Raw genomic sequence first — 26,118 nt, 5'->3', positions numbered from 1 at the left:
ATGTCGACAACGGAGCGTGTGGCCGCGTAATGCGGGGCTCAATGTTTGTTCCCGAAACCGATTGGTTATGCAGCGAGCGATGACATCGCCTGAACATCTGTCGCGCCGAGCAACCGTTCTACTTACCAATACAAAAACTCGAAAAGATCTTGCCCAGCAATTCGTCGGCACTCAGCTTGCCGGTGATGTCGCCGAGTGCTTCGTGCGCCAGACGCAGTTCTTCTGCGGCCAGTTCGAGCTGTTCGAAGCCCAGTTCCAGATCTGCCGCGTCTGCATGCTGTTGGGCGCGACGCAATGCCTCGACATGCCGCGTGCGTGCGGAGAATTCACCCTCCACAGTTTCCATGCCATCGCCCAGCGCCAGTTCGCGCAGACGCACGTGCAACTGCTCCAGTCCCAGCCCGGTCACTGCCGATACCGCGATCGCGTCGCTATCCAGTTGTGCAGGCTCGGCCAGCAGATCGCACTTGTTGTGAATCCACAGCTGCCGCGGCACCGCATCGATGGCATCGCCGATCGCATCGCGTGCGGTTTGCGGGTCGCGTGCATCCAGCACGACCAGCGCCAGGTCGGCGCGCTGCAGTTCCGCGCGTGCGCGGCGCATGCCTTCGCGTTCGATCGCATCGCCGCCGTCGCGCAAGCCAGCGGTGTCGACCAAGGTCAGTTCGAAGCCATCGAGCTGGATGGTTTCCTGCAAGGTATCGCGGGTGGTGCCGGCGACGTCGGTGACGATGGCGCGCTCGCTGCCGGCCAGTGCATTGAGCAAGGAACTCTTGCCTGCATTGGGCGGACCGATCAACACCGCATGCAGGCCGTCGCGCAGTTTGCGTCCACGTTCGGCATCGCGCAGTAGCTGCGCGAGCAAGCTGCCTGCGTGCGTCAGTCCATCGCGCACCTGCGTGCCGCCCAGCGTATCCAGCGGCTCATCGGCAAAATCGATCGCCGCCTCCACGTGGATGCGCAGCCGCGTGAGGCTGTCGCTGACTGCATCGACGCGGCGCGAGAACACGCCATCCAGCGAGCGCCGCGCGGCACGCGCCGCGCGCAGATCGCCGGCGGCAATCAGGTCGGCGATGGCCTCTGCCTGCGCAAGATCGAGTTTGCCGTTGAGAAACGCACGCTCGCTGAATTCGCCCGCGCGTGCCTGCCGTGCGCCCAGTGCGATACAGCGCGCCACCACCTGCCGCAGCAACACCGGGCTGCCATGGCCTTGCAACTCCACCACGTCTTCGCCGGTAAAACTGTGCGGCGCCGGAAACCACAGCGCGATACCGTCGTCGATCACCTCGCCCTGCGCATCGCGAAAGCGTGCATAGCGCGCGTGCCGTGGCTGCAAAGTGGCAATGCCCAGCGCGGCGGCGATCTGCGCAGCCTGCGGGCCGGACAGCCGCACGATGCCGATGCCTCCGGTTCCGGCGGCGCTGGCAATGGCAACAATGGTCGATGGCGAAGAAGACATAGGCTGTTGGTACGGCGTGTGGTCAGAAACGTAGCTTGCAGGCGCGCATGCAGAAAGCCCGCCTTGCGGCGGGCCTTCTTCAGATCACTTGGCGTTGGCCTGGATGATCTTGCTCGGCTTCTCGCCGTGCTGGCGGATCATCCACCACTGGATCAGCAGACCCAGGCCACCGTTGACCACCCAGTACAGCACCAGGCCGGCCGGCATGAAGGCCATCATGACGCCGAACACCAGCGGCATGAACTGCATCATCTTGGCCTGCATCGGGTCCATGCCCGGGGTCGGGGTCAGCTTCTGCGTGGCCCACATGATGGCGATGTTGAGCACCGGCAGGATGAAGTACGGATCGCGCGCGGTCAGGTCCTGGATCCAGCCCAGCCACGGCGCCTGACGCAGTTCCACCGATTCCACCAGCACCCAGTACAGCGCGAAGAAGATCGGCATCTGGATCAGCAGCGGCAGGCAGCCGCCCATCGGGTTGATCTTTTCCTTCTTGAACAGCTCCATCGTCGCCTGCTGGTACTTGACGCGATCGTCGCCATAACGCTCCTTCAACTGCGCCAGGCGCGGCTGGAAGCGGCGCATCTTGGCACCGGACTTGTACTGCGCGGCCGACAACGGATACAGCGCCAGGCGCAGCAGTACCACTAGGCCGATGATGGCCCAGCCCCAGTTGTGCAGGAAGCTGTGCAGATGGCTCAGCACCCAGAACAGGCCCTGGCCGATGATGGCCATGATCGAGAAGCGGCTGTAATCGACCACACGGTCCAGGCCCTTCACGTCTTCCTTGGCGATCAGGCTGACCAGCTTCGGGCCCACCCACAGGCGCGCCTCGGTGCTGGCGGTCTGTCCCGGCGCCACGGTGAAGGCGGGGCCACGCAGCTCGGCCACGTCACGCGGGCCGTCCTGGTTCAGCACATACAACGAGGCCTGGTCCTTCTGCGGAATCCATGCGGTAAAGAAGTGGTGCTGCAGCAGCGCCACCCAGCCACCGGTGATCTGGCGATTGAGGCCGCCATCGTCCATGTAGTCCTTGAACGCGCGACGCTCGTAGCCTTCCTGCGGGCTATACCAGGTCGCCCCGTTGAAGCTGAAGGAATCCGGGTTGGTCATGCCGCGGCTGAGGATGGTCGGCACCCGGCTCAACTTGCGGAAAACGTAGCCGTTCCACGGTGCACCGCTCTTGTTGATGACTTCATCCTTGATCGAGATCGCGTAGCGGCCACGTTCCAGGGTGAAGGTGCGGCGGATCGACACGCCGTTGGGGCCCGTCCACACGAACGGCACCACCAAGGTGTTCTGGCCCTTGGCCAGTTCGAACGCGGTGCCCGGCTGTTCGGCGCGGAAGCCGCCCACGCCCGGTACCGGCGAATGCTCGCTGGCCCAGCCGCTGGTTGCGTTGTATGGGTGCGCGGCGTCTTCGGTCAGCAGGCTGACCGGCGCGGTGCCGTCCTTGGTCTGCGGAAACTGCAGCAGTTCGGCATCCAGCACGCTGCGGCCATCCAGCTTCAGGCGCAGCACGTCCGAGGTTAGGGTGACCACCGGCGCAGCCCCGGCAGCGGCCGGAGTTGCCGCAGTAGTGCTGGTGGCTGACACCGTGCCTGGCACGCCCGCCTGCGGGATCGCCTGGGCCGCCGGCACATTGGCCGCGGTCGCAGCTGCATCCAGATCTCGCGCAGCCGGCACCGACTGGGTCGTTGCCACAGCCGGCGCATTGGCAGCCGTCTTGTCCTTGCCCCACTCCATCCACAGCAACGCCGCGACCATCAGCCAGGCAAAAATCAGGAAAACACGGGTCTGGTTCATCGGGCAGCAACTCGCTCAGTCGGAACTGGGTTCCGGCTCTGTCGGGGAAAGGGAGGATGGGTGCATCGTCCTGGCGGGCGGCATTGTGCCGGGCGCAGCAGGCAGGGGCAATGCGCCGGCACGGCGCAGCAGACGCAGGAAGGCGTCGCGAATCTGTGGATTGGTCGCTTTTGCGGCGGCCGAGCGCGCCACGATGACGTAATCACCACCGGCCAGCTCGGGCAACAGGTGCCGCATGGCATCGCGCAACACGCGTTTGATGCGGTTACGTCCAACCGCACGCGTATCGACCTTGCGCGACACCGCCATGCCCAGGCGCGGCGGCGTATCGCCGGTCCGCCAGTGCAGGCTGAGCAACGGGTCCGAGGTGCGACGTGCAGTATCGAAAACGACCGTATATTGCGCACGCGTACGAACCCGCGCAGAGCGAGGAAATCGCCTGCACGGGTTCGATGCGTTCACGGTAGGGACTGCCTCGGCCGCGGGGAGCGGCGCGGCAATCAAGCGCTCAGGCGCTTGCGGCCCTTGGCGCGGCGGCGAGCCAGGATCTTGCGGCCGTCGGCAGTTGCCATACGTGCGCGGAAGCCATGGTCGCGTGCTCGCTTGAGGTTGCTGGGTTGGAAAGTACGCTTGGTGGCCATGGGGCCCTCTGCATGGATGGAGACGAATAGAACCGGAAATTCTATAGGACCTCTACAGCGCCGGTCAACTCCCCAAACGCTTTACCGCAGGTGAGGATGGCAGCAGCCTGTGGATGGACCTGTGAATAAGTCTGGGAAAACCCTGCCCTCGGTGCTAGTCTGGCCCATCCTCTTTTCACTACCGGGCTGCGAGCACGGCGCTTTTCTGCGCGCCGCAGCCAGCAACAGATGATCATACTTTGATGGATGCTTGGCCCCGCTGTCTGGAACGTCTCGAAGCTGAATTCCCGCCCGAAGACGTCCACACCTGGTTGAAACCCCTGCAAGCCGAAGACCGCGGCGACAGCATCGTGCTGTACGCGCCGAATGCCTTCATCGTCGACCAGGTCCGTGAGCGCTATCTGCCGCGCATCCGCGAACTGGTGGCGTACTTCGTCGGCAATGGCGAAGTGGCGCTGGCGGTCGGCTCGCGTCCCCGTGCGCCAGACCCGTTGCCGGCGCCGATGGCCGCGCCCAGTGCACCGGCTGCCGCACCGATCGTGCCATTTGCCGGCAACCTGGATTCGCACTACACCTTCGCCAATTTCGTCGAAGGCCGCAGCAACCAGCTGGGGCTGGCCGCGGCCATCCAGGCCGCGCAGAAGCCGGGCGATCGTGCGCACAACCCGCTGCTGCTGTACGGCAGCACCGGCCTGGGCAAGACCCACCTGATGTTCGCCGCCGGCAATGCGCTGCGCCAGGCCAATCCGGCCGCCAAGGTGATGTATCTGCGCTCGGAACAGTTCTTCAGTGCGATGATCCGGGCGCTGCAGGACAAGGCGATGGACCAGTTCAAGCGCCAGTTCCAGCAGATCGATGCGCTGTTGATCGACGACATCCAGTTCTTCGCCGGCAAGGACCGCACGCAGGAGGAGTTTTTCCACACCTTCAACGCGCTGTTCGATGGTCGCCAGCAGATCATCCTCACCTGCGATCGCTATCCGCGCGAAGTCGAGGGCCTGGAGCCGCGTCTGAAGTCGCGCCTGGCCTGGGGCCTGTCGGTGGCGATCGATCCGCCCGATTTCGAGACCCGCGCAGCCATCGTGCTGGCCAAGGCGCGCGAGCGCGGCGCCGACATTCCGGATGACGTGGCGTTTTTGATCGCCAAGAAGATGCGCTCCAACGTGCGCGACCTGGAAGGCGCGCTCAACACGCTAGTGGCCCGCGCCAATTTCACCGGGCGCTCGATCACCGTGGAATTCGCCCAGGAGACGCTGCGCGACCTGTTGCGTGCCCAGCAGCAGGCGATCGGCATCCCCAACATCCAGAAGACCGTGGCGGACTACTACGGCCTGCAGATGAAGGATCTGCTCTCCAAGCGGCGCACCCGCTCGCTGGCGCGTCCGCGCCAGGTGGCGATGGCGCTGGCCAAGGAGCTCACCGAACACAGCCTGCCGGAAATCGGCGACGCCTTTGCCGGCCGCGACCACACCACCGTGTTGCATGCCTGCCGGCAGATCCGCACGCTGATGGAAGCCGACGGCAAGCTGCGCGAGGACTGGGAAAAGCTGATTCGCAAGCTCAGCGAGTGAGCCGTTGCGTCCCTTGACGGCCCGCTTGGAGAAAAGCGTGGAAACGTTGGGGTCAAATGCGGGAGAATCTGTGGATAACGTTGCGTCGCGGTTCGAGCGAAAAACTATCCACAGGTTTTACCGCTAGACCAGGGGCACTAGTCCAACGACTTTCAGACGCTGAAATGTCTTTGGAAACAAATAGTTATGGTGGTTATCCGCTGAAAACGGCCCTACCATCACCACCAAGCTTTTGATTTATTCCATTATCTTTTAAAGCATAGGGGCACGGAACCACATGCGTTTTACACTGCAGCGCGAAGCCTTCCTCAAACCGTTGGCCCAAGTGGTCAATGTGGTCGAACGCCGTCAAACCCTGCCTGTTCTGGCCAACCTGCTGGTGCAGGTCAAGGACGGACAGGTCTCGTTGACCGGCACGGACCTGGAAGTGGAAATGATCTCGCGTACGATGGTGGAAGACGCGCAGGACGGCGAAACCACCATCCCGGCCCGCAAGTTGTTCGACATCCTGCGTGCCCTGCCCGACGGCAGCCGCGTCACCATCTCGCAGACTGGCGACAAGGTCACCGTGCAGGCTGGGCGTAGCCGCTTCACGCTCGCTACGCTGCCTGCCAACGACTTTCCTTCGGTGGACGAAGTCGAGGCCACCGAGCGTGTGGTGGTGCCGGAAGCTGGGTTGAAGGAGCTGATCGAGCGCACCGCGTTCGCCATGGCCCAGCAGGACGTGCGCTATTACCTCAACGGCCTGCTGTTCGATCTGCGCGACGGCCTGCTGCGTTGCGTGGCCACCGACGGCCACCGTCTGGCGCTGTGCGAAATGGAGCTGGAGAAGGCCGGCGGCGCCAAGCGCCAGATCATCGTGCCGCGCAAGGGCGTCACCGAATTGCTGCGCTTGCTGGAGGCGGCGGATCGTGAAGTCGAGCTGGAAGTCGGTCGCAGCCATATCCGGGTCAAGCGCGGCGATGTGACCTTCACCTCCAAGCTGATCGATGGCCGCTTTCCGGATTACGAGGCAGTGATCCCGATTGGGGCCGACCGTGAGGTCAAGGTTGACCGTGAAGCGTTGCGTGCCTCGCTGCAGCGTGCTGCAATTCTGTCGAACGAGAAGTACCGCGGCGTGCGGGTGGAAGTCTCTCCCGGTCAGCTCAAGATCAGCGCGCACAACCCGGAGCAGGAAGAAGCGCAGGAAGAGATCGAGGCCGATACCAAGGTCGACGACCTGGCGATTGGCTTCAACGTCAACTACCTGCTCGACGCCCTCTCCGCGTTGCGTGACGAGCATGTGGTGATCCAGCTGCGCGATGCGAACTCGTCTGCGTTGGTGCGGGAAGCCAGCAGCGAGAAGTCGCGTCATGTGGTGATGCCGCTGCGTCTTTGACGTTGCGTTCCACGTGGAACACGAAGGGCCCGGCATTGCCGGGCTTTTTTGTTTTGAGGACAGCACGCCTGAAGCCGGTGCTGTATCGGACTATCGAAAACAAAGGGATCCTGGTCTGCAGCGACTCTCGTTTCATTGCCGCGTCGCAGTTGGGTGCCTGTCCGATGTCGGTGGTGCACCGCATTCTGAAGCGAGGCTGCCAACGGTGAGGGTTAGGTCGTGCTTAAGGAGTTAGTGCTGGGCCTGTAACAGCGCGCCTTCGGCCAATCGCGGTAAGAACAAGATGAGATCCGTAGCTCAAGTCTGAACAGGTTCACTTTCGAGCAGTCAGGAACATCGGCGGCTGAGGCGAACCGGTGTCTTCCATCGTCCGATCTTGTGGGCATTTCAAGTACGTTTTTGACTTATGCACATCTGGCTTTGCTTTTAAATCTAGAAATAACTTAAGAGCTTGGTGGTGATGGTAGGGCCAGATTTCGCCGAAAACTACCTTAAGCTATTGTTTCAATGAGATTTTTAGGTCTCGAAACCCTGTGTTTTCAGCCCTATTTACCGGTCTGTAACCTGTGGATAAGCTAAAGGGCACTCCTGAGCATCGAACTTACCCACACGTTATCCCCTGCCTCTCCTTGCCCTGCTTTCACAGGCGTTTGCACGGAATCGGCAGCGATCACGTATCCTGCGCCCCGACCGGGACGCCGGATTAGCTCAGAGCAAACTGATCGATGCACGTTGTGCGGTTGTCCATTCATCGACTTCGTCGTTTCCAGACCGTCGAGCTTCATCCCGCCAGTTCCTTGAACTTGTTTACCGGCGATAACGGCGCCGGCAAAACAAGTGTGCTCGAGGCGCTGCATTTGATGGCCTATGGCCGCAGTTTCCGTGGGCGGGTGCGCGATGGGCTGATCCAGCAAGGCGCCGACGATCTGGAAGTGTTCGTGGAATGGCGCGAGCGCAGCGGCGAGACCAGCGAACGCTCGCGTCGCGCAGGTCTGCGCCATAGCGGCCAGGAATGGACCGGCCGGCTGGATGGGGAAGATGTCGCGCAGTTGGGCTCGTTATGTGCCGCTCTGGCGGTGGTGACGTTCGAGCCGGGCAGCCATGTCTTGATCAGCGGCGGTGGCGAACCACGCCGACGCTTCCTGGACTGGGGCTTGTTCCACGTGGAACCTGACTTCCTGGCGCTATGGCGGCGTTATGCACGTGCGCTCAAGCAGCGCAACGCCCTACTCAAGCAGGGCGCACAGCCGCGAATGCTCGATGCCTGGGATCACGAGCTCGCCGAATCCGGTGAAACCCTGACGTCGCGGCGCCTTCGCTACCTGGATCGCCTGCAGGAACGTCTGATTCCCGTTGCAAGCGCAATCGCCCCCTCGCTAGGGCTGTCTGCGCTGACGTTCGCGCCGGGGTGGAAGCGCCATGAGGTCTCGCTCGCCGACGCGTTGCTGTTGGCACGGGAACGCGACCGCCAGAATCGCTATACCTCGCAGGGACCGCACCGCGCCGACTGGACGCCTGCATTCGACGCGCTGCCGGGAAAGGACGCGCTTTCGCGCGGCCAAGCCAAGCTGACTGCCCTCGCCTGTCTGCTGGCGCAGGCGGAAGATTTCGCCCACGAACGGGGCGAATGGCCGGTGATTGCATTGGACGATCTGGGTTCTGAGCTGGATCGACACCACCAGGCGCGCGTCTTGCAGCGGCTCGCCTCTGCGCCTGCGCAGGTACTCATCACCGCGACCGAAGTGCCGCCGGGGCTTGCAGACGCAGGCGAACTGCTGCATCGGTTCCACGTGGAACACGGTCAAATCGCCGTTCAAGCCGCGTCGGAGTAAGCAACCACGGCACACGTGGGCCGACTGGTATAATTTGTGCGCTATCCCCCTTTTCCCACGGCGCGATGCGGCTCCTGCCGCCCTCGCCCGTGTTGTGGAGCTAACGGCACGCGCATGACCGAAGATCAAAACACCCCGACCACACCCAACAGCACCTACGATTCCAGCAAGATCACCGTGCTGCGTGGCCTGGAAGCCGTCCGCAAGCGCCCCGGCATGTACATCGGCGATGTCCATGACGGCACCGGCCTGCATCACATGGTGTTCGAGGTGGTCGACAACTCGGTCGACGAGGCCCTGGCCGGCCATGCCGACGACATCGTGGTCAAGATCCTGGTCGATGGCTCGGTCGCCGTGTCGGACAACGGCCGCGGTGTGCCGGTCGACATCCACAAGGAAGAAGGCGTGTCGGCGGCCGAGGTCATCCTCACCGTGCTGCATGCCGGCGGCAAGTTCGACGACAACAGCTACAAGGTTTCCGGCGGCCTGCACGGCGTGGGCGTGTCGGTGGTCAATGCGCTGTCCGAGCACCTGTGGCTGGACATCTGGCGCGACGGCTTCCACTACCAGCAGGAATACGCGCTGGGTGAGCCGCAGTACCCGCTCAAGCAGTTGGAAGCCTCGACCAAGCGCGGCACCACGCTGCGCTTCAAGCCGGCCGTGGCCATCTTCAGTGACGTCGAGTTCCATTACGACATCCTGGCGCGGCGCCTGCGTGAGCTGTCGTTCCTCAATTCCGGCGTCAAGATCGCGCTGATCGACGAACGTGGCGAAGGCCGCCGCGACGATTTCCATTACGAAGGCGGCATCCGCAGCTTCGTTGAGCATCTGGCGCAGCTGAAGTCGCCGCTGCACCCCAACGTGATCTCGGTGACCGGTGAGCACAACGGCATCGTGGTGGACGTGGCCCTGCAATGGACCGACGCCTACCAGGAAACCATGTACTGCTTCACCAACAACATCCCGCAGAAGGATGGCGGTACCCATCTGGCCGGTTTCCGCGCGGCGCTGACGCGCGTGCTCAGCAACTACATCGAGCAGAACGGCATCGCCAAGCAGGCCAAGGTCGCCCTGACCGGCGACGACATGCGCGAAGGCATGATCGCGGTGCTGTCGGTGAAGGTGCCCGACCCCAGCTTCTCCTCGCAAACCAAGGAAAAGCTGGTCAGCTCGGACGTACGCCCGGCGGTGGAAAACGCATTCGGTGCGCGCCTGCAGGAATTCCTGCAGGAAAACCCGAACGAAGCCAAGGCCATCACCGGCAAGATCGTCGACGCCGCGCGCGCGCGCGAAGCCGCGCGCAAGGCGCGCGACCTGACCCGCCGCAAGGGTGCGCTGGACATTGCCGGCCTGCCGGGCAAGCTGGCCGACTGCCAGGAAAAGGACCCGGCGCTGTCGGAATTGTTCATCGTCGAGGGTGACTCGGCAGGTGGCTCGGCCAAGCAGGGCCGCAACCGCAAGAACCAGGCGGTGCTGCCGCTGCGCGGCAAGATCCTCAACGTCGAACGCGCGCGTTTCGATCGCATGCTGGCCTCCGACCAGGTCGGCACGCTGATCACCGCGCTCGGCACCGGTATCGGCCGCGACGAGTACAACCCGGACAAGCTGCGCTACCACCGCATCATCCTGATGACCGACGCAGACGTCGACGGCTCGCACATCCGTACCCTGCTGCTCACGTTCTTCTACCGGCAGATGCCGGAGCTGATCGAACGCGGCTACATCTACATCGGCCTGCCACCGCTGTACAAGCTCAAGCAGGGCAAGAGCGAGCTGTATCTCAAGGACGACGCGGCGCTCAACGCCTATCTGGCCAGCAACGCGGTCGAGGGCGCGGCGCTGATCCCGGCCAGCGACGAGCCGCCGATCACCGGCGAGGCGCTGGAGAAGCTGCTGATGCTGTTCACCGGTGCCAACGAAGCGATCGCGCGCAATGCGCACCGCTACGACCCGGCGCTGATGACCGCCTTGATCGACCTGCCGCCGCTGGACGTGGCAAAGCTGCAGGCCGAAGGCGACCAGCACCCTACCCTGGACAAGCTGCAGGCGGTGCTCAACCGCGGCACCCTGGGCACGGCGCGCTACCAGCTGCGCTTCGACCCGGCCACCGACAGCACCTCCGCCACGCTGGTGGCGGTGCGCAAGCACATGGGCGAGGAATTCACCCAGGTGCTGCCGATGGGCGCGTTCGAAAGCGGCGAACTGCGTCCGTTGCGCGAGGTGGCGTTGGCGCTGGATGGTCTGGTGCGCGAAGGCGCGCAGATCGTGCGCGGCAACAAGACCCACCCGATCACCAGCTTCGCGCAGGCGCATGCCTGGTTGCTGGAAGAGGCCAAGAAGGGCCGCCAAGTGCAGCGCTTCAAGGGCCTGGGCGAAATGAACGCCGAGCAGCTGTGGGAAACCACGGTCAACCCGGATACGCGTCGCTTGCTGCAGGTACGCATCGAAGACGCGGTGGCCGCCGATCAGATCTTCAGCACCTTGATGGGCGATGTGGTCGAACCGCGCCGCGATTTCATCGAGGACAACGCGCTGAAGGTGTCCAACCTGGATATCTGAGCCTTCCGTCGTACGCGCGCGCGTCGCCTTGGCGATGCGCGCGCGGGCGCGGTTTTTCGCAGGACGACGATGAGCGCAGATTCTCCAACGACCCCGGCTCCGGCCTCCGCTGCCGGCAAGTCCCGGTTGTTTCCCGCACTGCTCGGCTTCTGGATCGACGTGCTGATCGCCACCGGCCTGCTGCTGACGCTCAGCGTGGCCGGCTTTGCGCTGTGGGGGGCGGTACGCGGCTTCAGCCATGTGCAGGCGGCCAAAGCGCAGGGCCTGACGCCCTCCTCTGCGCAGATCATGGCCGCGATCGGTCAACCCGGGGTGCTGGTGCAGTTGCTCACTGCACTGGTCAGCACCGCCGCGCCGGCGGTGCTGCTGTACTACTGGCGTCGCCGGGCCACCGCTGGCGAACAGGCCGCCTCGCGTGCCGCCACGCGGCGTGCCTCGACCTGGGGCTGGACTGGCCTGGTCGCCGTCTCCGTGTTCGTGCTGAGCAATTTGGTCAGCGTCGCGGCATCGGCGCTGGGCATCAAACCGGTGCCGACCAACCTGCCGCTGATGGAAGAAGCGATCAAGCAATGGCCGCTGCCCTTGGTGCTGTTCGCGGTGGTCATCGCCCCGGCGTATGAGGAATTGCTGTTCCGGCGCGTGCTGTTCGGCCGCCTGCTTGCCGCCGGGCGCCCGTGGCTGGGCATCGCGCTGAGCAGCGCGATCTTCGCGCTGGTGCATGAAGTGCCCGGCATCAGCGGCAACGGCCCGGCCGCCATCGCCCAGTTGTGGCTGATCTACGGCAGCATGGGTGCGGCATTTGCATGGCTGTATTGGCGCACCGGCACCCTGTGGGCACCCATCGCCGCGCACGGCATCAACAACGCCACGGCCCTGGCTGCGCTGTACTTTTTTGGGGTCGGCTGACCCGTTTGACGAAAAGTTAAGACGAGCCTGCCAAAATGCCCCCAGGGTTCCAGGGGGATTGAATGAAAGCCAGGCTGTTGATCGTTGTTGCCGTCCTTACGCTGACGGCATGTGCCACCACAACTTCGCCGACCGGCCGCCGACAGGTGGTGGGAGGCGTCACGCAAGACCAACTCGACAAGCTTGGCGCGGAGTCGTTTGCGCAGACCAAGGCCAAGGAAAAGGTCAGCACCGACGGCAAGCAAAACGCCTACGTGCAGTGCGTGGTCAATGCGCTGGTGGCGCAATTGCCGCCGCAATGGCGCGAAACCCGCTGGGAAACCGCGCTGTTCGTCGACGACGAAGCCAATGCGTTCGCGCTGCCCGGCGGCAAGGTTGGCGTGAACACCGGTATCTTCACCGTCGCCAAGACCCAGGATCAGCTGGCCGCCGTGCTCGGTCATGAAATCGGGCATGTGATCTCGCGCCACCACGAAGAGCGCATCACCCGCCAGCTCGGCGCGCAGACCGGCCTGGGCATCATCGGCGCGCTGGCTGGCGCGGCCTACGGCGATGGCGCGGCCAGTGCGGTGAACCAAGTCGGCGGCATGACCGCGCAGACGGTGTTCCTGCTGCCCGGCTCGCGCACTCAGGAGAGCGAGGCCGACGTGGTCGGACAACGCCTGATGGCGCAGGCCGGCTTCGACCCTGCCCAGGCGGTGACGTTGTGGCAGAACATGATGGCCGCCAGTGGCAACCGCCAGCCGCAATGGCTGTCCACTCACCCCGATCCGGCCAATCGCATTCGCGAACTGCAGGCCGACGTCAATCAGCTCGAGCCGGTTTACAAGCAGGCGCGACAAGACGGCCGGGCGCCACGCTGTGGCTGAAACCGCCCCTGATACGTACCGAATATCGCAACACAGCATGGAAACCGTTTTCGGGAACTGAGACTTTCTGCTAAGTTTGCCGGCTCAGATTTTTCGTACAGCTTCCATTCCGCTTTTCGTACCGCCCGACGGCGGCTCGTCCGAGGTGAATCATGAAACTGCTCAAGCGCAAGCAAGCCCTGTTGTCCCTGTTCATCGCCGCGTCGCTGGGCGGGGCTGTCGTCGCCGATGCGGTCGCGCAGTCGGACCGCTCGTCCGAGCGTGCCAGCCGCAAGTCCAAGAGCAGCGGCAAGGCCGAAGAGCTGTACCCGCAGTCCACCCGCGCCGCGCCGACGATCAAGCCCTCGTCCAAGCTGGGCAGCAAGCTGCAGAAGCTGATCGAAACCTTCAACAAGGGCGAGGACTACCCTGGCGTGCGCACCCAGGCCGATGAAATCCTGGCCAATTCCGCCGCCAATGAAGCCGACAAGGCGCTGGCCGCGCAGCTTGCTGCACAGGCCGCGTACAACACCGACGACACCGCCGCTGCCAAGAAATACCTGCAGCAGGCGATCGGTCTGAATGCGCTGGACAACAACGGCCAGTTCCAGTCGATGCTGATGCTGGCGCAATTGCAGATGCAGGACGACCAGCAGGCCGAGGGCCTGGCCACGCTGGATAAGTACCTGGACGAAAGCAAGTCGCAGCGCCCGGAAGATCTGATCCTCAAGGGCCAGGCGCTGTATCAGGCCGAGCGGTACAAGGAGGCGATTCCGGTGCTGAAGCAGGCCATCGCCGCCTCGCCCGAACCGAAGGACACGTGGAACCAGTTGTTGATGGCTGCCTACGCCGAGGCCGGCCAGACCGGTGAGGCCGTCGCGACCGCCGAGGCGATCGCCGCCAAGACGCCGAACGACAAAAAGGCCCAGCTCAATCTGGCCAGCATGTATATGCAGGCCGACCAGATGGACAAGGCCGCAGCCGTCATGGACAAGCTGCGCGCTGCCGGGCAGTTGACCGAGGAGAAGGAGTACAAGCAGCTGTACTCGATCTACGCCAACACCGAGAACAAGGAAAAGGACGTCATCGCTGTCATCAACGAAGGTATGCAAAAAGGCATCCTCAAGCCTGATTATCAGACATACCTCGCGTTGGCGCAGTCGTATTACTACAGCGAGGACGTGCCCAAGGCAGTCGAGAATTGGCAGAAAGCCGCACCACTTTCCAAGGACGGCGAGACCTATCTGAATCTGGCCAAGGTGCTGCATTCGGAAGGGCGTATCCCCGAAGCCAAGCAGGCTGCCCAGCAGGCGATCGCCAAAGGCGTCAAAAAACCTGAAGACGCAAAGAAGATCATCAACCTGAAGTAAAAAAGAAAATAAACCCCCGAAATCCCTGTGTTTTTAGTGGTTACAGGACTCGGGATTGGTATAAGCTTGGGAGTTCCTGCGGTGTCAAAGCCGTCCGAAAACCTGGGGATCATCACCGTGATCCGGGGCCCCCACTGAAAGAGCCATTGGCGCATGACGGAACAACTCGTTATCCACAGGCATGACTATGATGCCGGGAACCAGGGTCTGAGCTGGGCCCGCATTATCGGCATCGCGTTTGTAATTGCTTTGCACCTCACTGCACTGATGATGTTGCTGATCCCTGCAGTGGCGCCGAAGGCTCCGGCTGAGAAGGAGCGCACCACCATGGTCACCTTGGTGGATGCACCGCCTCCTCCCCCGCCGCCGCCGCCGCCGCCGCCGCCGGAAGACAAGCCGCCGCCGCCGGTCAAGAATCTGTCGCCGCCGAAGCCGTCACCGGTTCCGCCGCCGCCGGAAGCTCCGGTAGTCGACGTTCCCGAACCCCGTCCTAGCGATATCGTCACGCCGCCGAGCCCACCGTCTCCGCCGCAACCGCCGAATGACATCGGCGCCAGTGTCGATATCTCGTCCAAGAACATGAACCCGCCGAAGTATCCGCCGGCTGCATTCCGTGCCGGTGTACAAGGTGAGGTCATCCTGATCGTGGATGTGGATGCAAGCGGCAACGTGACCAATGTGTCGGTCGAAAAGTCCAGCCGCAACCGCGACCTTGACCGTGCCGCGATGGACGCAGCACGCAAGTGGAAGTTCAATGCTTCCACTGTCAACGGGCAGAAAGCCGCCGGACGTGTCCGCGTCCCGGTCAACTTTGCTCTGAACTGATCCACGGGCCGGCTACGGCCGGCCCAGGATCCTGTCTTCCTTTCGCTCCACCCTTCATCACCACACACAACAAAGGTAAGCGTCATGCTGCAGGAATTCTTTATCGCCGCCGCTGCAGGGGGCTCCAATCCGTCGGCCGCTCTTTCGCAGATGGGCTTCGAGCATCTGATCACCGAAATGACCTCTCAGCCCGGCGACTTCGCCGTGTCCTGGGTCGTTCTGATCACCCTGATCGCCATGTCCGCTGCCTCCTGGTACTGGACCGTCATCAACATTTTCCGCGCCACCCGTCTGAAGAGCGCGGCTGACCGCGTCACCACCGCGTTCTGGGATGCCCCGAATGCACAGGACGCCATCCGCGCCATGGAAGAGCAGCCGGCTTCCGAGCCGTTCTCCAAGATCGCGCTGGACGCAGCCCAGGCTGCCGCTCACCACCAGCGTGCCGAAGGCACCAGCGCCGGCGGTCTGGGCGAGAGCCTGAGCCGTTCCGAGTTCGTCGATCGCGCCCTGCGTCAGGCCGTGACCCGCGAAAGCACCCGTCTGCAGTCCGGCATGACCCTGCTCGCCACCGTCGGTGCGACCGCACCGTTCGTCGGTCTGCTCGGTACCGTGTGGGGCATCTACGGCGCGCTGATCAAGATCGGTGCAACCGGTTCGGCTTCCATCGACGCCGTTGCCGGCCCGGTGGGTGAAGCGCTGATCATGACCGCGATCGGTCTGTTCGTCGCCATCCCGGCGGTGTTCGCGTTCAACTTCTTCTCCAAGGTCAACAGCTCGGTGATCGCCAAGTTCGACACCTTCGCTCACGACCTGCACGACTTCTTCGCCACTGGTTCGCGCGTTCGCTAATCCGTAGTAAAGAACGACTTCGCAACGATTTAGACGGAGCCCGTTATGGCCTTCAGTAGTGGAAACAGCGGTGGCCCGATGGCCGACATCAATGTGACGCCCCTCGTGGACGTGATGTTGGTGCTGCTGATCATCTTCATCATTACGGCACCGCTGATGTCCCATAAGGTCAAGGTGGAGCTGCCCGAGGCCAACCTGGTCCAGAAGGAAGAGCCGGAGAAACGTGCCGCGCCGATCACCCTGGCCGTCAAGGAAGACGGGTCGCTGTACTGGAACGACGAGCCGGTCTCCAAGGAAGCCTTGGAGTCGCGCCTGTCCACCGCCGCACAGCAGACACCGCAACCGCCGCTCAACCTGCGTGGCGACCGCACGACCAAGATGCGTACGATCAACGAGATCACCAAGATCGCGCAGGGTCAGGGCATGTTGGACATCGGCTTCGTCGCGACCAAAGAGAAGGGGCAGTAAGCCATGGCATTCAGTACCGGTGGAAACCGTGGCCCGATGGCCGATATCAACGTCACGCCCCTGGTGGACGTGATGTTGGTGCTGCTGATCATCTTCATCGTGACCGCGCCGATCATGACCTATCCGATCGCCGTGGATCTGCCGCAGCGGGTGCTCAACCCGCCACCGCAGACGACCGAACCGCCGCCGCCGATCGAGTTGCGGATCGACGCCAGCAACCAGGTGTTCTGGAACAACAGTCCAGTGCCGGTGGCTCAGTTGCAGCAGAAGATGGAAGAAGTGATCGCCAGCGATCCGACCAACCAGCCGGAACTGCGCATCGATGCGAACCAGGACGCGGAGTACGAGGTGATGGCCAAAGTCCTGGCTGCGGCAAAGAACTCGCAGATGAAGAAAATCGGCTTCATGCAGTAAGACATCGCAAGACCGCAACACAACAGTCATGACGCGACTGCAAACGCCACCGGAAACGGTGGCGTTTTTTTATGCGTGATCGATTCGCAGCGCGACGCTTCGGCTCGGTATTCGAGCATTGTTTTTGCGCTGCGGCCAGTGCAAATGCGGAATATGCAGTGATGGCCAAGGTATTGGTTGCGGCAAAGAACGCGCAGGCCGCTCGCATCAGTTTTGTACAGTAGATAATGCAGTTACTACTGAAGTAAATAGCGCAACGGGGGCAGAAAAACTCTGCTCCGTTGCGAGGAATGGGATGCATAACGTGCAGCTGCCTTAAAGCAACCGAGAAAAACGACAAAACGCAGCGGCCGGCCATCAGGCGTCTGGACCGCATGCGAGAATTCGGTGTTATCTGCGACCTCAAGATCGCCGAGTTCCGTGTTTCGGTAAGTGCCGTCGTTTCGATAGACGCGCCTAGACGATTGAATCTCTCAAACGCTAGCCGACGCGCTGCGCAGTATCTCCAGATACGCACGCACGGTCGCATCCAGACCTTGATACAAGGCTTCGCCGATCAGCGCATGGCCGATCGAGACTTCGAGCACGCCCGGGACAGCCTTGAGAAAATCGCCAAGGTTGTCCTGCGACAGATCATGCCCGGCATTGATGCCCAGCCCTGCGGCGCTGGCACGTTGTGCGGCGCCGGCAAACAGCGCGAATGCAGCGTCTGGCTGCCCGCTCAGATGCGCCTGCGCATACGGGCCGGTGTACAACTCGATGCGGTCTGCACCGAGCACCGCCGCCTGCGCGATCTCGGCATTACCGGCATCGACGAACACACTGACGCGCGCACCAATCGCCTTGAACGAGGCAATCAGTGCGGCGAGCTGTGCGGTGTCCTGTGAAAAGTCGAAACCGTGGTCGGAGGTCAGTTGCCCGTCGCCATCGGGCACCAGGGTGACCTGCTCGGGACGCGTGAGGCGACACAGCTCTAGCAGCCCCGGATAACCATCGCGTGGTGGCGCGAACGGATTGCCTTCGATATTGAATTCGACCGCGTGCTCGCGCGTCAGCGCGCTCAGCGCCAGCACGTCGTCGGCGCGGATATGCCGCTGGTCCGGGCGCGGGTGCACGGTGATGCCGTGCGCGCCGGCCGCGATGCAGGTGCGTGCGGCCTGCACCACATCGGGGTCGTGCCCGCCGCGCGAATTGCGCAGCACCGCGATCTTGTTGACGTTGACGCTGAGCTGGGTGGTCACAACGTCGCTCTCAGGCCTGCGGCTCGCCGTCGCGCGTGGCTGCCAGTGCGGCGGCCTTGCGGGCCTCGGCGATCTCGCGCAGGCGGCGCAGTTCTGCCGGGTCGATCATGCTGCTGGTATCGCGCTGGGTATCGTCCATGCGCGATGCGAACCAGCCGCGCGTCCACAGCAGCAGCAGCAGCAATGCCACCAGCAGCGAGACCACCAGCAACCATACGTGCGGCGTGCTGAAAGCCAGCACCAGCGCACCCAGTGCCATAAGCAGAAACAGCCAGTGCATGACGACCTCCCCAATCAGTGGCGGCAGTGTAGCGCCGCGCCCGGTGCGGTTCCACGTGGGCGCGGTGGGCAAGGTTCAGAGCAGCGGCGACAGCAGCCGTGCGAAGGCTTCGGGAAGGCGCGAGCGCCACAGGGGGCGGCGTCGCACGAAGCGCACTTCCTGGGCGTTTTCCAGGTCGCTGCCGATCAGCCCCGCCAGTTCTGCCGCCACCGCCTGGTCGCGGAACAGCATCGACAACTCGAAATTCAGCCGGAAGCTGCGGCTATCGAAATTGGCGCTGCCGACGATACTGATCTCATCGTCGACCAGTAGCGCCTTGGTGTGCAGCATGCGCGGACCGTATTCGTAGATGCGCACGCCGGCTTCGAGCAGTTCGTCGAAATACGAGCGTGCCGCGTAGGTGACCAGGCGCGAATCGCTGACGCGCGGCACCAGCAGGCGCACGTCCAGGCCGCCCAATGCGGCCGAGGTCAGCGCCATGCGCGCGGCCTCGCCTGGGACGAAGTACGGCGTGACCAGCCAGACCCTGTGCCTGGCTTCGTGGATCGCAGCGACCATCAGCCGATGGATCGCCTCCCATGAGGAGTCCGGCCCCGACACCAGCACCTGCGCATCGACATCGCCTTGCGCGCGGGTTGGCACATCCTCCGGCCACAGCTGTTGACCGTGGAAGGCCGGGCGGCCCTGCCGGGTGGCGTAGAGCCAGTCTTCCAGGAACACCAGCTGCAGGCTGCGCACCACGTGGCCTTGCAGACGCACGTGCAGATCGCGGTAGGCGTCGCTGCGCACTTGCTCGTTCTCGTCGTCGGTGACGTTGATGCCGCCGGTGAAACCGATCCGCCCATCGATGACGATCACCTTGCGGTGGGTGCGCAGGTTCAACCACGGCCGCTTGAACGGCTTGAGTAACTGCGAGGGATGGAACCAGGCGGTCTCCACCCCGGCCTCGCGCAGCGTGCGCAGGCTGCGCCGCGTCATCGCCGAAGAACCCACCGCATCCAGCAACAAGCGCACCTTGACGCCGGCGCGCGCGCGTTCCATCAAAGCCTCGCAGATCGCGGTGCCGCTGCGGTCCGGCTGGAAGATGTAGTACTCCAGATGGATGTGGTCGCGCGCGTGACCGATCGCCTCGATGATGGCGGCGTAGGTGGCCGCGCCGTCGACCAGCCAATGCACTTCGGTGGCGCTGCTGGGCGCCAGGCCGGTGGTGGACTGGGCGATCTTGGCCAGCTCGGTGCAGTCGGCATCGGGTGGGCAGACGCTGTCGTAGCTTTCCATGCCCGAGCGCGAACGGCCGCGACGCAGGCGCTGGCGTTTGACCTTCTGCGGGCCGAGCCAGTAATAGATCAGCAGGCCCAGATACGGCAGCGCGGCCAACGACAGCACCCAGCTGAGCGTGGCCACCGGCTCGCGCTTCTGCAGCACGATCCAGCTGGCGATCCACAGCAGGTACAGCACGTAGGCGGCGAGGAGAAGCGCTTCGAGGTGGGGAATGGTGGCCAGCCAGTCCCACGCGCCCTGTGCAGATGCGAGCATGCGCGGATTCTACGGGCCGCACGCCTTACTGCGATGACCAGGCGGCCAACGCAATGGCGGAGCACGGGTCTGAACGCTGCATCGTGTCGGTGCGCGGTCGCGGCGTGTGAGATCTGCCGGCCGTACGATGGCGCGATGGCAACTGCAATCAAGGGCCGGGGTGCGACCGGCCATCTGCCCGGACGCTTCGAAACCACCACCCAGCAGGCGGTGGACGATGGCTGGTACGCGGACGACAGCGAGGAGTTTGCCGCGCCGGCATTGCGTACGCAGGTCACCGAGGAAACCGCGCGCAGCATCATCAGCCGCAATCAATCGCCGGATATCGGGTTCTCGCAATCGGTGAATCCGTATCGAGGCTGCGAGCATGGGTGCAGCTACTGCTTTGCGCGGCCCTCGCATGCGTATCTCAATCTCTCGCCCGGTCTGGATTTCGAGACAAAGTTGTTCGCCAAGACCAATGCGCCGGAGGTGTTGCGGCGCGAGTTGTCGCGGCCCAGCTATGTACCCAGCCCGATCGCATTGGGCATCAACACCGATGCGTATCAGCCGATCGAACGTAAGCACGCGCTGACGCGGCAATTGATCGAAGTGCTGTGGGAGACGCGGCATCCGTTCACGCTGATCACCAAGAACGCGTTGGTGACGCGCGATCTGGATCTGCTTGCGCCGCTGGCGCGCGAGGGGCTGGTGAACGTGTATTTTTTGGTGACCACGCTCGACCCGCACGTTTCAGCCAAGCTCGAACCGCGCGCGTCCGCGCCGCATGCGCGCCTGCGCGCGATGCGTGCATTGCACGAGGCCGGCGTGCCGGTCGGGGTGATGGCCGCGCCGGTGATTCCGTGGATCAACGATCACGAACTGGAAGCGATCCTGCAGGCCGCCGCCGATGCTGGCGCCGACAGTGCCGGCTACGTATTGCTGCGGCTACCGCATGAAGTGGCGCCGCTGTTCCGCGACTGGTTGCAGACCCATCATCCACAACGCGCCGAGCATGTGATGAGCACGATCCAGCAGCTACGCGGCGGCAAGGATTACGACAGCGCCTTCGGCACCCGCATGCGCGGACAAGGCGTGTATGCGGATCTGCTGGCGAGACGCTTCGCGCTGGCCCACCGCCGCGCCGGTTTCGATGCACGCCAGATGCCGCCGTTGGACACAGGGAAGTTTCGGCGCCCTGCTCCGCCGGCCAAGCCGGTCAAGGAGTCGCCGCAGGGGCAGTTGTTCTAGGGGCGGGAATCGGGATTGGGGAATCGGGAATCGCAACAGCGCAGCTCTTCTGCCGTTGCGATTCTCCATTCCCGATTCCCTATTCCCTATTCCCTATTCCCCGCCGTACAGCGCCTGCGCCGACTGAAACAAAATCCAGCTCGTCGCAATGAACTTGTCGCCGCCGACCGGGCGGTTGCCGCGGTGGGTGTGGGTGAACGCAGTGGGAGCGATCAGCAGGCTGCCGGTGCGTGGGCGGGCCTTGCGCTGCTGGAACAGGAATTCGGTTTCGCCTTGCTCGAACTCCTCGTTGAGGTAGAGCGTCCACAGCAGATGGCGGTGCAGCGTTTCGGCGTTGGCATCGCGCGGATACAGCTCGCAATGCCAGTACGGATAACCGCCCTGGTCGGCGGCGTACCACTGCAGATTGATCGCTGCCGGGCGCAGGCAGGTGCGCGCCAGATCGCCCAACGCCTGATCGCTCATCTGCACGATGTCTTCGGCAACCAGGCGATGCGGGCTGCCGTCCTCGGTGGTGACCTGCAACATCAGTGGTGAAATCAACGCCTGCGGGTAACGCCGCAGATAGCCGAGCAGGCCTTGGAAAACGGCTTGTTGCAGGCGGTTTTCCACCTCCGCCCACTCGGCCACACCGCTGATGCGCAGATCGCGGCTGTGTTTGAGTTCGGGAAACACGCCGCTGCCGACGCGCCCGGGTTGCAGCTGCTGGCTGTCGCGCATGCGTTGCACGATGGCGGCGCAATCCTGCCGCGACACCGCGTGGTCGGTGATCTGGATGAAGTCGGGTTGGTCCATGCCATGACGATAGCAACCTCGACATCGGCCTGCACAGTCGGTGCCTCGATTGCACCCCACCTGGATCGTTTCGCTGCGCCATATCGCAGATTCAAGAGCTTGGGTTCGATGCAATGGTCGAAGCAAGTCGTTAGCCTTGCGTGTTTCGTTGATCAGCAGGATGAGTGGATACCAAGGCCAAGCGTGGAAACTCCGCACGGCGCTATTCCCCCGTCGCTCTCCCTATCCCTGTCGATGACGAATGACGATGCTGCGCTCCGACAAGGCGCTGTATGCGGCTGCAGTGCATGCACGACCGCAAAAGAAAAACCCCGCCGAAGCGGGGTTTTTCATCACTCGTACCAGGAAGCGTCGATCAGAACTTGTAGTTGATCGAAGCGGCCAGCACGTCGCCCTTCACCTTGTAGCTACCAACCAGACGGTCGCCGGTGGCGCTGCGGGTATCGCTGGTCGGGTCGCTGGTGAACAGGTGGGTATAACCGAAGTTGTATTCGGCCTGCTGCGACGGACGCCAGCTCAGACCCAGCGACACCCACTTGCGGCTCGCATCGGGCACGCGCACGTCACGGTGCTCGGCGGTGGTCGGGGTCTGGTCGTAGGCCAGGCCGCCACGCAGGGTCAGCGTTTCGCTCATGCGGTAGTCGGCACCGATCGAGGCGAAGGTGGTGTCGCGGTAGGAGAAGTCCAGCACGCTGTCGGGCTGATTGGACGCGAAGTCCACCGTCACCTGGTCGAACTTGCTCCAGGCGGTGCGGGTGACGTCGGCCATGATCGACCACTGCTCGTTCACGTTGTGGGTGAAGCTGGCGGTGGCGCTGGCCGGCAGCTTGACGGTGGCGCGGCCCTTGGTGTCGACGAAGGTGCCCGGTGCGGCAACGCCCAGCACGGCAGCGGCGTTAGGCGGGGTGGTGAAGTCGGCGTCGCCGTCGGTGATCTTGTGCTCCACTTCCGAGCGGTAGCTGAAGCCGATGTGGGTGTTTTCGTCGATGCTGAACAAGCCGCCGAGGGTGAAGCCCACTTCGGTGCTGTCGCCCTTGATGCGCGAGTAACCGTCGGCGCTACCCGGGGCGAAACCCGGCACGCGACGCGCAGCCAGCACGCTGCCGAAATCCACCGCGTTGGCCAGGTCGATATCCAGACGCTCCGCAAACACCGAGGCGCCGAAGGACACGTAGGGGTTCACGTCGTAGGAGAAGGCGACGTTGAAGTCGATCGCCTGCAACTCGGTCTTGGTGCCGTGGTAACGGCCGACCCAGTCGCGGTCGTATTCGGTCTTGAAACCGAACGGTACGGTCAGCGAGGTACCCAGGTGCATGTTGTCGTTCTCGCCGAACGGCACATGGAAGTACATCGCCGGGACCGGCGCGATCATGCCGGCGTCGCCGCCATTGCCGCCGGAGACCGGGGCGCCGTTGGCATAGTTGCCGCTTTCAGGCTGGAACTTGGCCGAGAAGCTGATGGCGCTGACGTCGGCCTGGAACAGGCGACCGTCGAGCTGACGCATGCCGGCCGGGTTGTTGGCGATGATCGAGGCGTCATCGGGGGCGCTGCCGGAACCGGCGAAGGCGCGGCCAAGACCCTTGGCGCTGTTTTCCTTCAGCTGGAACGCGGCGCCGTGGGCCTGGCCAACGGCCAGCACACCGGCGATACCAACGGCCAACAGGGTGGCGCGGCTGAGAGTGGAAGCGGTAGACATAAGTTGTTGCTCTCCGGATAAAGACTGCAGTGGTCGGTACAGCGCCCGCGCCCAGCGCCAAACAGCAGCTGGAGCGCGCCGGAGACCCCCCCCCGACATACGACGCCGTACGCAGTATAACCACGACGATTAACCGAACAATAACGAAGTTCGTTTTGGCTGGCTGGACAGGTTGGGGATGGGTTCAGGAGCGTGAACCCGCTAGAGTGCCACTCCGATGTTCGTCTCTCTCCCCTCCCGCAAGAAACCTACCCCCCGCTGGGCGGTGCCGTTGCTGTTCGCAACCGTCTGGCTGGCCTACCTGTGGTCGATCAGCCGGCCGGGCGAGGCGCGCAACACGCTATGGCTGGACTGGGGCGCGCTGTCCAGCGGCGTCTCCAACCTGGGCGACTGGTGGGCGACCCTGCGCGACGGCAGCGTGCTGCGGCTGTTCACGGCCTTGTTCCTGCACGCGGACTGGTCGCACCTGCTCGGCAACCTGGTGTTCCTGCTGATCTTCGGGCTGCCGGCCGAGCGCATTCTGGGGCCGTGGCGGTTGTTGCTGCTGTTTCTGGTCGGCGGCGCGGCCTCCAACCTGGCGGCGATCTTTGCGATCGGCACGCCGGACCGGGTGATCATCGGTGCCTCGGGCGCGGTGTCGGCATTGATCGGCACCTATCTGGCGCTGTTTCCCGGCGCCAAGCTGGGCGTGGTGCTGCCGCTGGGGGTGTTTCTGGAATTCATCCGGGTGCCGGCGCCGTTGCTGATCGGGGTGTGGGCGATGCTGCAGGTGGTGTTCGCCTACATCGGCCCGGCGTTCGGCATGGTGGCGTGGTCGGCGCATATCGCCGGTTTCGTGTTCGGCATCGTCTATGGCCTGTACGTGCGCGCGGCGATCGCGCGGCGGCTGCGCAAGCGCCACGGGTTCTAACGCGGCGAGCGACGCGTGGTGGATGGCCCGACGACGCTGATGCAGGCGTTGCGTTCTGGCAGTGACCGGTTGCGCTGCCTCGGCCATGCTGGCGCGCCTATAATCGCCGGCATGGTCAAGCCTTTGTACAAAGTCACCTTCCTCAATCATGGCAAGGTGTACGAGCTTTACGCGCGTGAGGTCACCAGCAGCCATCTGTGGGGCTTCAACCAGATCGGCGAGCTGGTGTTCGACGTGCACGACGGGTTGGTGGTGGATCCCACCGAAGAACGGTTGCGCGAAGAGTTCGGCAATACCAAGACGCTGCACCTGCCGATGCAGAGCATCGTGCGCATCGAAGAGGTCGAGAAGAAAGGCCAGTCGGTGATCCGCGATGCCACCACCGGCGACAAGGTGGTCACGCCGTTCCCGCTACCGACCAAACCGCGCTGATGCGGATCCTGGTGCCCGACGATTACCAGGGCGCCGTCCGCCAGCTGCCCTGTTTGCAGCGGTTGCAAGGGCACGATGTGCAGGTGCTGGGTGCGCTGGCCACCGATCCCAACGAATGGGCCGAGCGACTGGTGGAAGCCGATGCGCTGGTGCTGATTCGCGAGCGTACCCGCGTGGACGCCACGCTGCTGCGGCGTTTGCCGCGGCTCAAGTTGATCAGCCAGACCGGGCGGGTGGGCGCGCATGTGGATGTGGCCGCGTGTACCGAGTTCGGGGTGGCAGTGGCCGAAGGCGTCGGCTCGCCGGTGGCGCCGGCCGAGCTGACCTGGGCCTTGATCCTGTCGGCCAGCCGGCGGCTGACCGAGTACCAGCGCGCGCTGCATCAGGGCCGCTGGCAGGCGCTGGGTGATCCCGGGTTGGGACGCGTGCTGCACGGGCGCACCTTGGGCATCTGGAGTTATGGGCGGATCGGCCAGCGCGTGGCCGGCTTCGGGCGTGCGTTCGGCATGCAGGTGCTGGTGTGGGGCGGCGAAGCCTCTTGCGCGCAGGCCGCGCGCGATGGGTTCGAGATCGCCGACAGCCGCCAGGCCTTGTTCGAACGCAACGATGTGCTGTCGCTGCATCGGCGCCTGAGCGCGCAGACACGCCATCAGGTGACCGTGGACGATCTGGCGCGCATGCGCCGCGATGCCTTGCTGGTCAACACCAGCCGCGCCGAATTGATTGCGCCAGGTGCGCTCTTGGCCGCGTTGGACGCCGGCCGTCCGGCGCAGGCGGCGGTGGATATGTTCGAACGTGAGCCGGTGCTGGATGCGCGCGATGCGTTGCTGCAGCACCCGCGCGTGTTGGCGACGCCGCATCTGGGCTATGTGGAACGCGACAGCTACGCGCTGTACTTCGAAGCGGCATTCGACAATGTGCTGGCGTTTGCTGCAGGCACGCCGCGCAATCTGGTCAATCCCGAGGCGTTGGCGATTGCGCGATAGCGGTTGTTTGAGTGGTGATCGCGTTCGGGAAGGCTTCTCGCGACCAAGGTCGCTCCTACAAAAGCATTCGCGCTGCGGCACGGCTT

Annotated in this window: 24 protein-coding genes and 1 pseudogene; 16 read left to right on the top strand and 9 right to left on the bottom strand. The window is 63.8% G+C overall.

The window, feature by feature from the left end:
- Positions 1–118: 118 nt before the first annotated feature.
- The 4 genes from mnmE to rpmH form a co-directional block, all read right to left on the bottom strand.
- Positions 119–1,459 (bottom strand): tRNA uridine-5-carboxymethylaminomethyl(34) synthesis GTPase MnmE, encoded by a 1,341-nt coding sequence (gene mnmE / locus NMB96_RS05985; RefSeq protein WP_255086486.1) that lies wholly within the window; start codon positions 1,457–1,459, stop codon positions 119–121.
- 84 nt (positions 1,460–1,543) lie between these two features.
- Complete coding sequence (yidC, locus tag NMB96_RS05980; RefSeq protein WP_255086485.1) at positions 1,544–3,265, bottom strand: membrane protein insertase YidC; 1,722 nt, start codon at positions 3,263–3,265, stop codon at positions 1,544–1,546.
- A 15-nt stretch (positions 3,266–3,280) separates the two neighbouring features.
- Entirely contained in the window at positions 3,281–3,727 is a 447-nt protein-coding gene (rnpA, locus tag NMB96_RS05975; RefSeq protein WP_039512801.1) for a ribonuclease P protein component, read from the bottom strand.
- A 38-nt stretch (positions 3,728–3,765) separates the two neighbouring features.
- Positions 3,766–3,906 (bottom strand): 50S ribosomal protein L34, encoded by a 141-nt coding sequence (rpmH, locus tag NMB96_RS05970; protein ID WP_002805908.1) that lies wholly within the window; start codon positions 3,904–3,906, stop codon positions 3,766–3,768.
- A gap of 242 nt (positions 3,907–4,148) precedes the next feature.
- Between rpmH and dnaA the strand changes: the two genes are divergently transcribed.
- From dnaA to NMB96_RS05910, 12 genes and pseudogenes are all read left to right on the top strand, one after another.
- Entirely contained in the window at positions 4,149–5,477 is a 1,329-nt protein-coding gene (dnaA, locus tag NMB96_RS05965; RefSeq protein ID WP_006451790.1) for a chromosomal replication initiator protein DnaA, read from the top strand.
- Positions 5,478–5,754: 277 nt separating this feature from the next.
- Complete coding sequence (dnaN, locus tag NMB96_RS05960; RefSeq protein WP_006451791.1) at positions 5,755–6,855, top strand: DNA polymerase III subunit beta; 1,101 nt, start codon at positions 5,755–5,757, stop codon at positions 6,853–6,855.
- Between the two features lie 725 nt (positions 6,856–7,580).
- Positions 7,581–8,687 carry a DNA replication/repair protein RecF gene (gene recF, locus NMB96_RS05955; protein ID WP_255086484.1) on the top strand — a complete coding sequence of 369 codons (1,107 nt, stop codon included), beginning with the start codon at positions 7,581–7,583 and terminating at the stop codon, positions 8,685–8,687.
- 114 nt (positions 8,688–8,801) lie between these two features.
- On the top strand, positions 8,802–11,246 hold the full coding sequence (gene gyrB / locus NMB96_RS05950; protein ID WP_023901928.1) for a DNA topoisomerase (ATP-hydrolyzing) subunit B: 2,445 nt from the start codon (positions 8,802–8,804) through the stop codon (positions 11,244–11,246).
- Positions 11,247–11,315: 69 nt separating this feature from the next.
- Positions 11,316–12,152 carry a CPBP family intramembrane glutamic endopeptidase gene (locus tag NMB96_RS05945; protein ID WP_255086483.1) on the top strand — a complete coding sequence of 279 codons (837 nt, stop codon included), beginning with the start codon at positions 11,316–11,318 and terminating at the stop codon, positions 12,150–12,152.
- 62 nt (positions 12,153–12,214) lie between these two features.
- Positions 12,215–13,021, top strand: a complete 807-nt coding sequence (locus NMB96_RS05940) for a M48 family metallopeptidase (RefSeq protein WP_006451795.1) — start codon at positions 12,215–12,217, stop codon at positions 13,019–13,021.
- A 152-nt stretch (positions 13,022–13,173) separates the two neighbouring features.
- Complete coding sequence (locus NMB96_RS05935) at positions 13,174–14,370, top strand: tetratricopeptide repeat protein (protein ID WP_023901931.1); 1,197 nt, start codon at positions 13,174–13,176, stop codon at positions 14,368–14,370.
- Positions 14,371–14,523: 153 nt separating this feature from the next.
- Positions 14,524–15,195, top strand: a complete 672-nt coding sequence (locus tag NMB96_RS05930) for an energy transducer TonB (protein WP_006451797.1) — start codon at positions 14,524–14,526, stop codon at positions 15,193–15,195.
- An 84-nt stretch (positions 15,196–15,279) separates the two neighbouring features.
- On the top strand, positions 15,280–16,044 hold the full coding sequence (gene exbB, locus NMB96_RS05925; protein ID WP_006451798.1) for a TonB-system energizer ExbB: 765 nt from the start codon (positions 15,280–15,282) through the stop codon (positions 16,042–16,044).
- Positions 16,045–16,089: 45 nt separating this feature from the next.
- The gene (locus tag NMB96_RS05920) at positions 16,090–16,512 is read left to right on the top strand and encodes an ExbD/TolR family protein (RefSeq protein WP_023901932.1); all 423 of its coding nucleotides are present in this window, start codon (positions 16,090–16,092) and stop codon (positions 16,510–16,512) included.
- 3 nt (positions 16,513–16,515) lie between these two features.
- Complete coding sequence (locus tag NMB96_RS05915) at positions 16,516–16,926, top strand: ExbD/TolR family protein (RefSeq protein ID WP_023901933.1); 411 nt, start codon at positions 16,516–16,518, stop codon at positions 16,924–16,926.
- Between the two features lie 131 nt (positions 16,927–17,057).
- Positions 17,058–17,150, top strand: a pseudogene (locus NMB96_RS05910) (biopolymer transporter ExbD); the annotation flags it as partial.
- A 249-nt stretch (positions 17,151–17,399) separates the two neighbouring features.
- Here NMB96_RS05910 and NMB96_RS05905 read toward each other — a convergent pair.
- The 3 genes from NMB96_RS05905 to cls all read right to left on the bottom strand — a co-directional run bounded on the left by NMB96_RS05905 (position 17,400) and on the right by cls (position 19,983).
- Entirely contained in the window at positions 17,400–18,167 is a 768-nt protein-coding gene (locus tag NMB96_RS05905; protein ID WP_255086482.1) for a pyridoxine 5'-phosphate synthase, read from the bottom strand.
- 10 nt (positions 18,168–18,177) lie between these two features.
- Positions 18,178–18,447, bottom strand: coding sequence for a hypothetical protein (locus NMB96_RS05900; RefSeq protein WP_043888791.1), 270 nt, complete (start codon positions 18,445–18,447; stop codon positions 18,178–18,180).
- A gap of 75 nt (positions 18,448–18,522) precedes the next feature.
- Positions 18,523–19,983, bottom strand: coding sequence for a cardiolipin synthase (gene cls / locus NMB96_RS05895; protein WP_023901937.1), 1,461 nt, complete (start codon positions 19,981–19,983; stop codon positions 18,523–18,525).
- Positions 19,984–20,118: 135 nt separating this feature from the next.
- On the opposite strand from cls, the gene NMB96_RS05890 reads away from it, so the two are divergent.
- Positions 20,119–21,213 (top strand): PA0069 family radical SAM protein, encoded by a 1,095-nt coding sequence (locus tag NMB96_RS05890; protein ID WP_255086481.1) that lies wholly within the window; start codon positions 20,119–20,121, stop codon positions 21,211–21,213.
- A 93-nt stretch (positions 21,214–21,306) separates the two neighbouring features.
- Here NMB96_RS05890 and NMB96_RS05885 read toward each other — a convergent pair whose 3' ends face one another.
- Positions 21,307–22,008, bottom strand: a complete 702-nt coding sequence (locus tag NMB96_RS05885; protein ID WP_183086575.1) for a 2OG-Fe(II) oxygenase — start codon at positions 22,006–22,008, stop codon at positions 21,307–21,309.
- 355 nt (positions 22,009–22,363) lie between these two features.
- A complete protein-coding gene (locus NMB96_RS05880; RefSeq protein WP_023901940.1) occupies positions 22,364–23,704 on the bottom strand; it encodes an outer membrane protein transport protein in 1,341 nt (446 codons plus the stop codon).
- Positions 23,705–23,921: 217 nt separating this feature from the next.
- Here NMB96_RS05880 and NMB96_RS05875 point away from each other — a divergent pair, with 217 nt between their 5' ends.
- The 3 genes from NMB96_RS05875 (at position 23,922) to NMB96_RS05865 (ending at position 26,032) form a co-directional block, all read left to right on the top strand.
- A complete protein-coding gene (locus NMB96_RS05875; protein ID WP_023901941.1) occupies positions 23,922–24,614 on the top strand; it encodes a rhomboid family intramembrane serine protease in 693 nt (230 codons plus the stop codon).
- 111 nt (positions 24,615–24,725) lie between these two features.
- A complete protein-coding gene (locus NMB96_RS05870; protein WP_006452242.1) occupies positions 24,726–25,046 on the top strand; it encodes a DUF1820 family protein in 321 nt (106 codons plus the stop codon).
- Positions 25,046–26,032: a D-2-hydroxyacid dehydrogenase family protein gene (locus NMB96_RS05865; RefSeq protein WP_255086480.1), complete on the top strand. Its 987-nt coding sequence runs from the start codon at positions 25,046–25,048 to the stop codon at positions 26,030–26,032. The genes NMB96_RS05870 and NMB96_RS05865 overlap by 1 nt, the downstream gene beginning before the upstream one ends.
- Positions 26,033–26,118: the final 86 nt, after the last annotated feature.

Source organism: Xanthomonas hortorum (genome assembly GCF_024339125.1).
Taxonomy (GTDB): domain Bacteria; phylum Pseudomonadota; class Gammaproteobacteria; order Xanthomonadales; family Xanthomonadaceae; genus Xanthomonas; species Xanthomonas hortorum.
The sequence above is the reverse complement of the archived record's forward strand: the minus strand, read 5'-3'. Positions and strand labels throughout refer to the sequence as shown.

Bases quoted from the DNA above. Each gene is read 5' to 3' on its own strand.
- mnmE (WP_255086486.1), bottom strand. From the start codon at position 1,459: ATGTCTTCTTCGCCATCGACCATTGTTGCCATTGCCAGCGCCGCCGGA.
- yidC (WP_255086485.1), bottom strand. From the start codon at position 3,265: ATGAACCAGACCCGTGTTTTCCTGATTTTTGCCTGGCTGATGGTCGCG.
- rpmH (WP_002805908.1), bottom strand. From the start codon at position 3,906: ATGGCCACCAAGCGTACTTTCCAACCCAGCAACCTCAAGCGAGCACGC.
- dnaA (WP_006451790.1), top strand. From the start codon at position 4,149: ATGGATGCTTGGCCCCGCTGTCTGGAACGTCTCGAAGCTGAATTCCCG.
- dnaN (WP_006451791.1), top strand. From the start codon at position 5,755: ATGCGTTTTACACTGCAGCGCGAAGCCTTCCTCAAACCGTTGGCCCAA.
- recF (WP_255086484.1), top strand. From the start codon at position 7,581: ATGCACGTTGTGCGGTTGTCCATTCATCGACTTCGTCGTTTCCAGACC.
- gyrB (WP_023901928.1), top strand. From the start codon at position 8,802: ATGACCGAAGATCAAAACACCCCGACCACACCCAACAGCACCTACGAT.
- NMB96_RS05945 (WP_255086483.1), top strand. From the start codon at position 11,316: ATGAGCGCAGATTCTCCAACGACCCCGGCTCCGGCCTCCGCTGCCGGC.
- NMB96_RS05940 (WP_006451795.1), top strand. From the start codon at position 12,215: ATGAAAGCCAGGCTGTTGATCGTTGTTGCCGTCCTTACGCTGACGGCA.
- NMB96_RS05935 (WP_023901931.1), top strand. From the start codon at position 13,174: ATGAAACTGCTCAAGCGCAAGCAAGCCCTGTTGTCCCTGTTCATCGCC.
- NMB96_RS05930 (WP_006451797.1), top strand. From the start codon at position 14,524: ATGACGGAACAACTCGTTATCCACAGGCATGACTATGATGCCGGGAAC.
- exbB (WP_006451798.1), top strand. From the start codon at position 15,280: ATGCTGCAGGAATTCTTTATCGCCGCCGCTGCAGGGGGCTCCAATCCG.
- NMB96_RS05920 (WP_023901932.1), top strand. From the start codon at position 16,090: ATGGCCTTCAGTAGTGGAAACAGCGGTGGCCCGATGGCCGACATCAAT.
- NMB96_RS05915 (WP_023901933.1), top strand. From the start codon at position 16,516: ATGGCATTCAGTACCGGTGGAAACCGTGGCCCGATGGCCGATATCAAC.
- NMB96_RS05900 (WP_043888791.1), bottom strand. From the start codon at position 18,447: ATGCACTGGCTGTTTCTGCTTATGGCACTGGGTGCGCTGGTGCTGGCT.
- cls (WP_023901937.1), bottom strand. From the start codon at position 19,983: ATGCTCGCATCTGCACAGGGCGCGTGGGACTGGCTGGCCACCATTCCC.
- NMB96_RS05890 (WP_255086481.1), top strand. From the start codon at position 20,119: ATGGCAACTGCAATCAAGGGCCGGGGTGCGACCGGCCATCTGCCCGGA.
- NMB96_RS05885 (WP_183086575.1), bottom strand. From the start codon at position 22,008: ATGGACCAACCCGACTTCATCCAGATCACCGACCACGCGGTGTCGCGG.
- NMB96_RS05880 (WP_023901940.1), bottom strand. From the start codon at position 23,704: ATGTCTACCGCTTCCACTCTCAGCCGCGCCACCCTGTTGGCCGTTGGT.
- NMB96_RS05875 (WP_023901941.1), top strand. From the start codon at position 23,922: ATGTTCGTCTCTCTCCCCTCCCGCAAGAAACCTACCCCCCGCTGGGCG.
- NMB96_RS05870 (WP_006452242.1), top strand. From the start codon at position 24,726: ATGGTCAAGCCTTTGTACAAAGTCACCTTCCTCAATCATGGCAAGGTG.
- NMB96_RS05865 (WP_255086480.1), top strand. From the start codon at position 25,046: ATGCGGATCCTGGTGCCCGACGATTACCAGGGCGCCGTCCGCCAGCTG.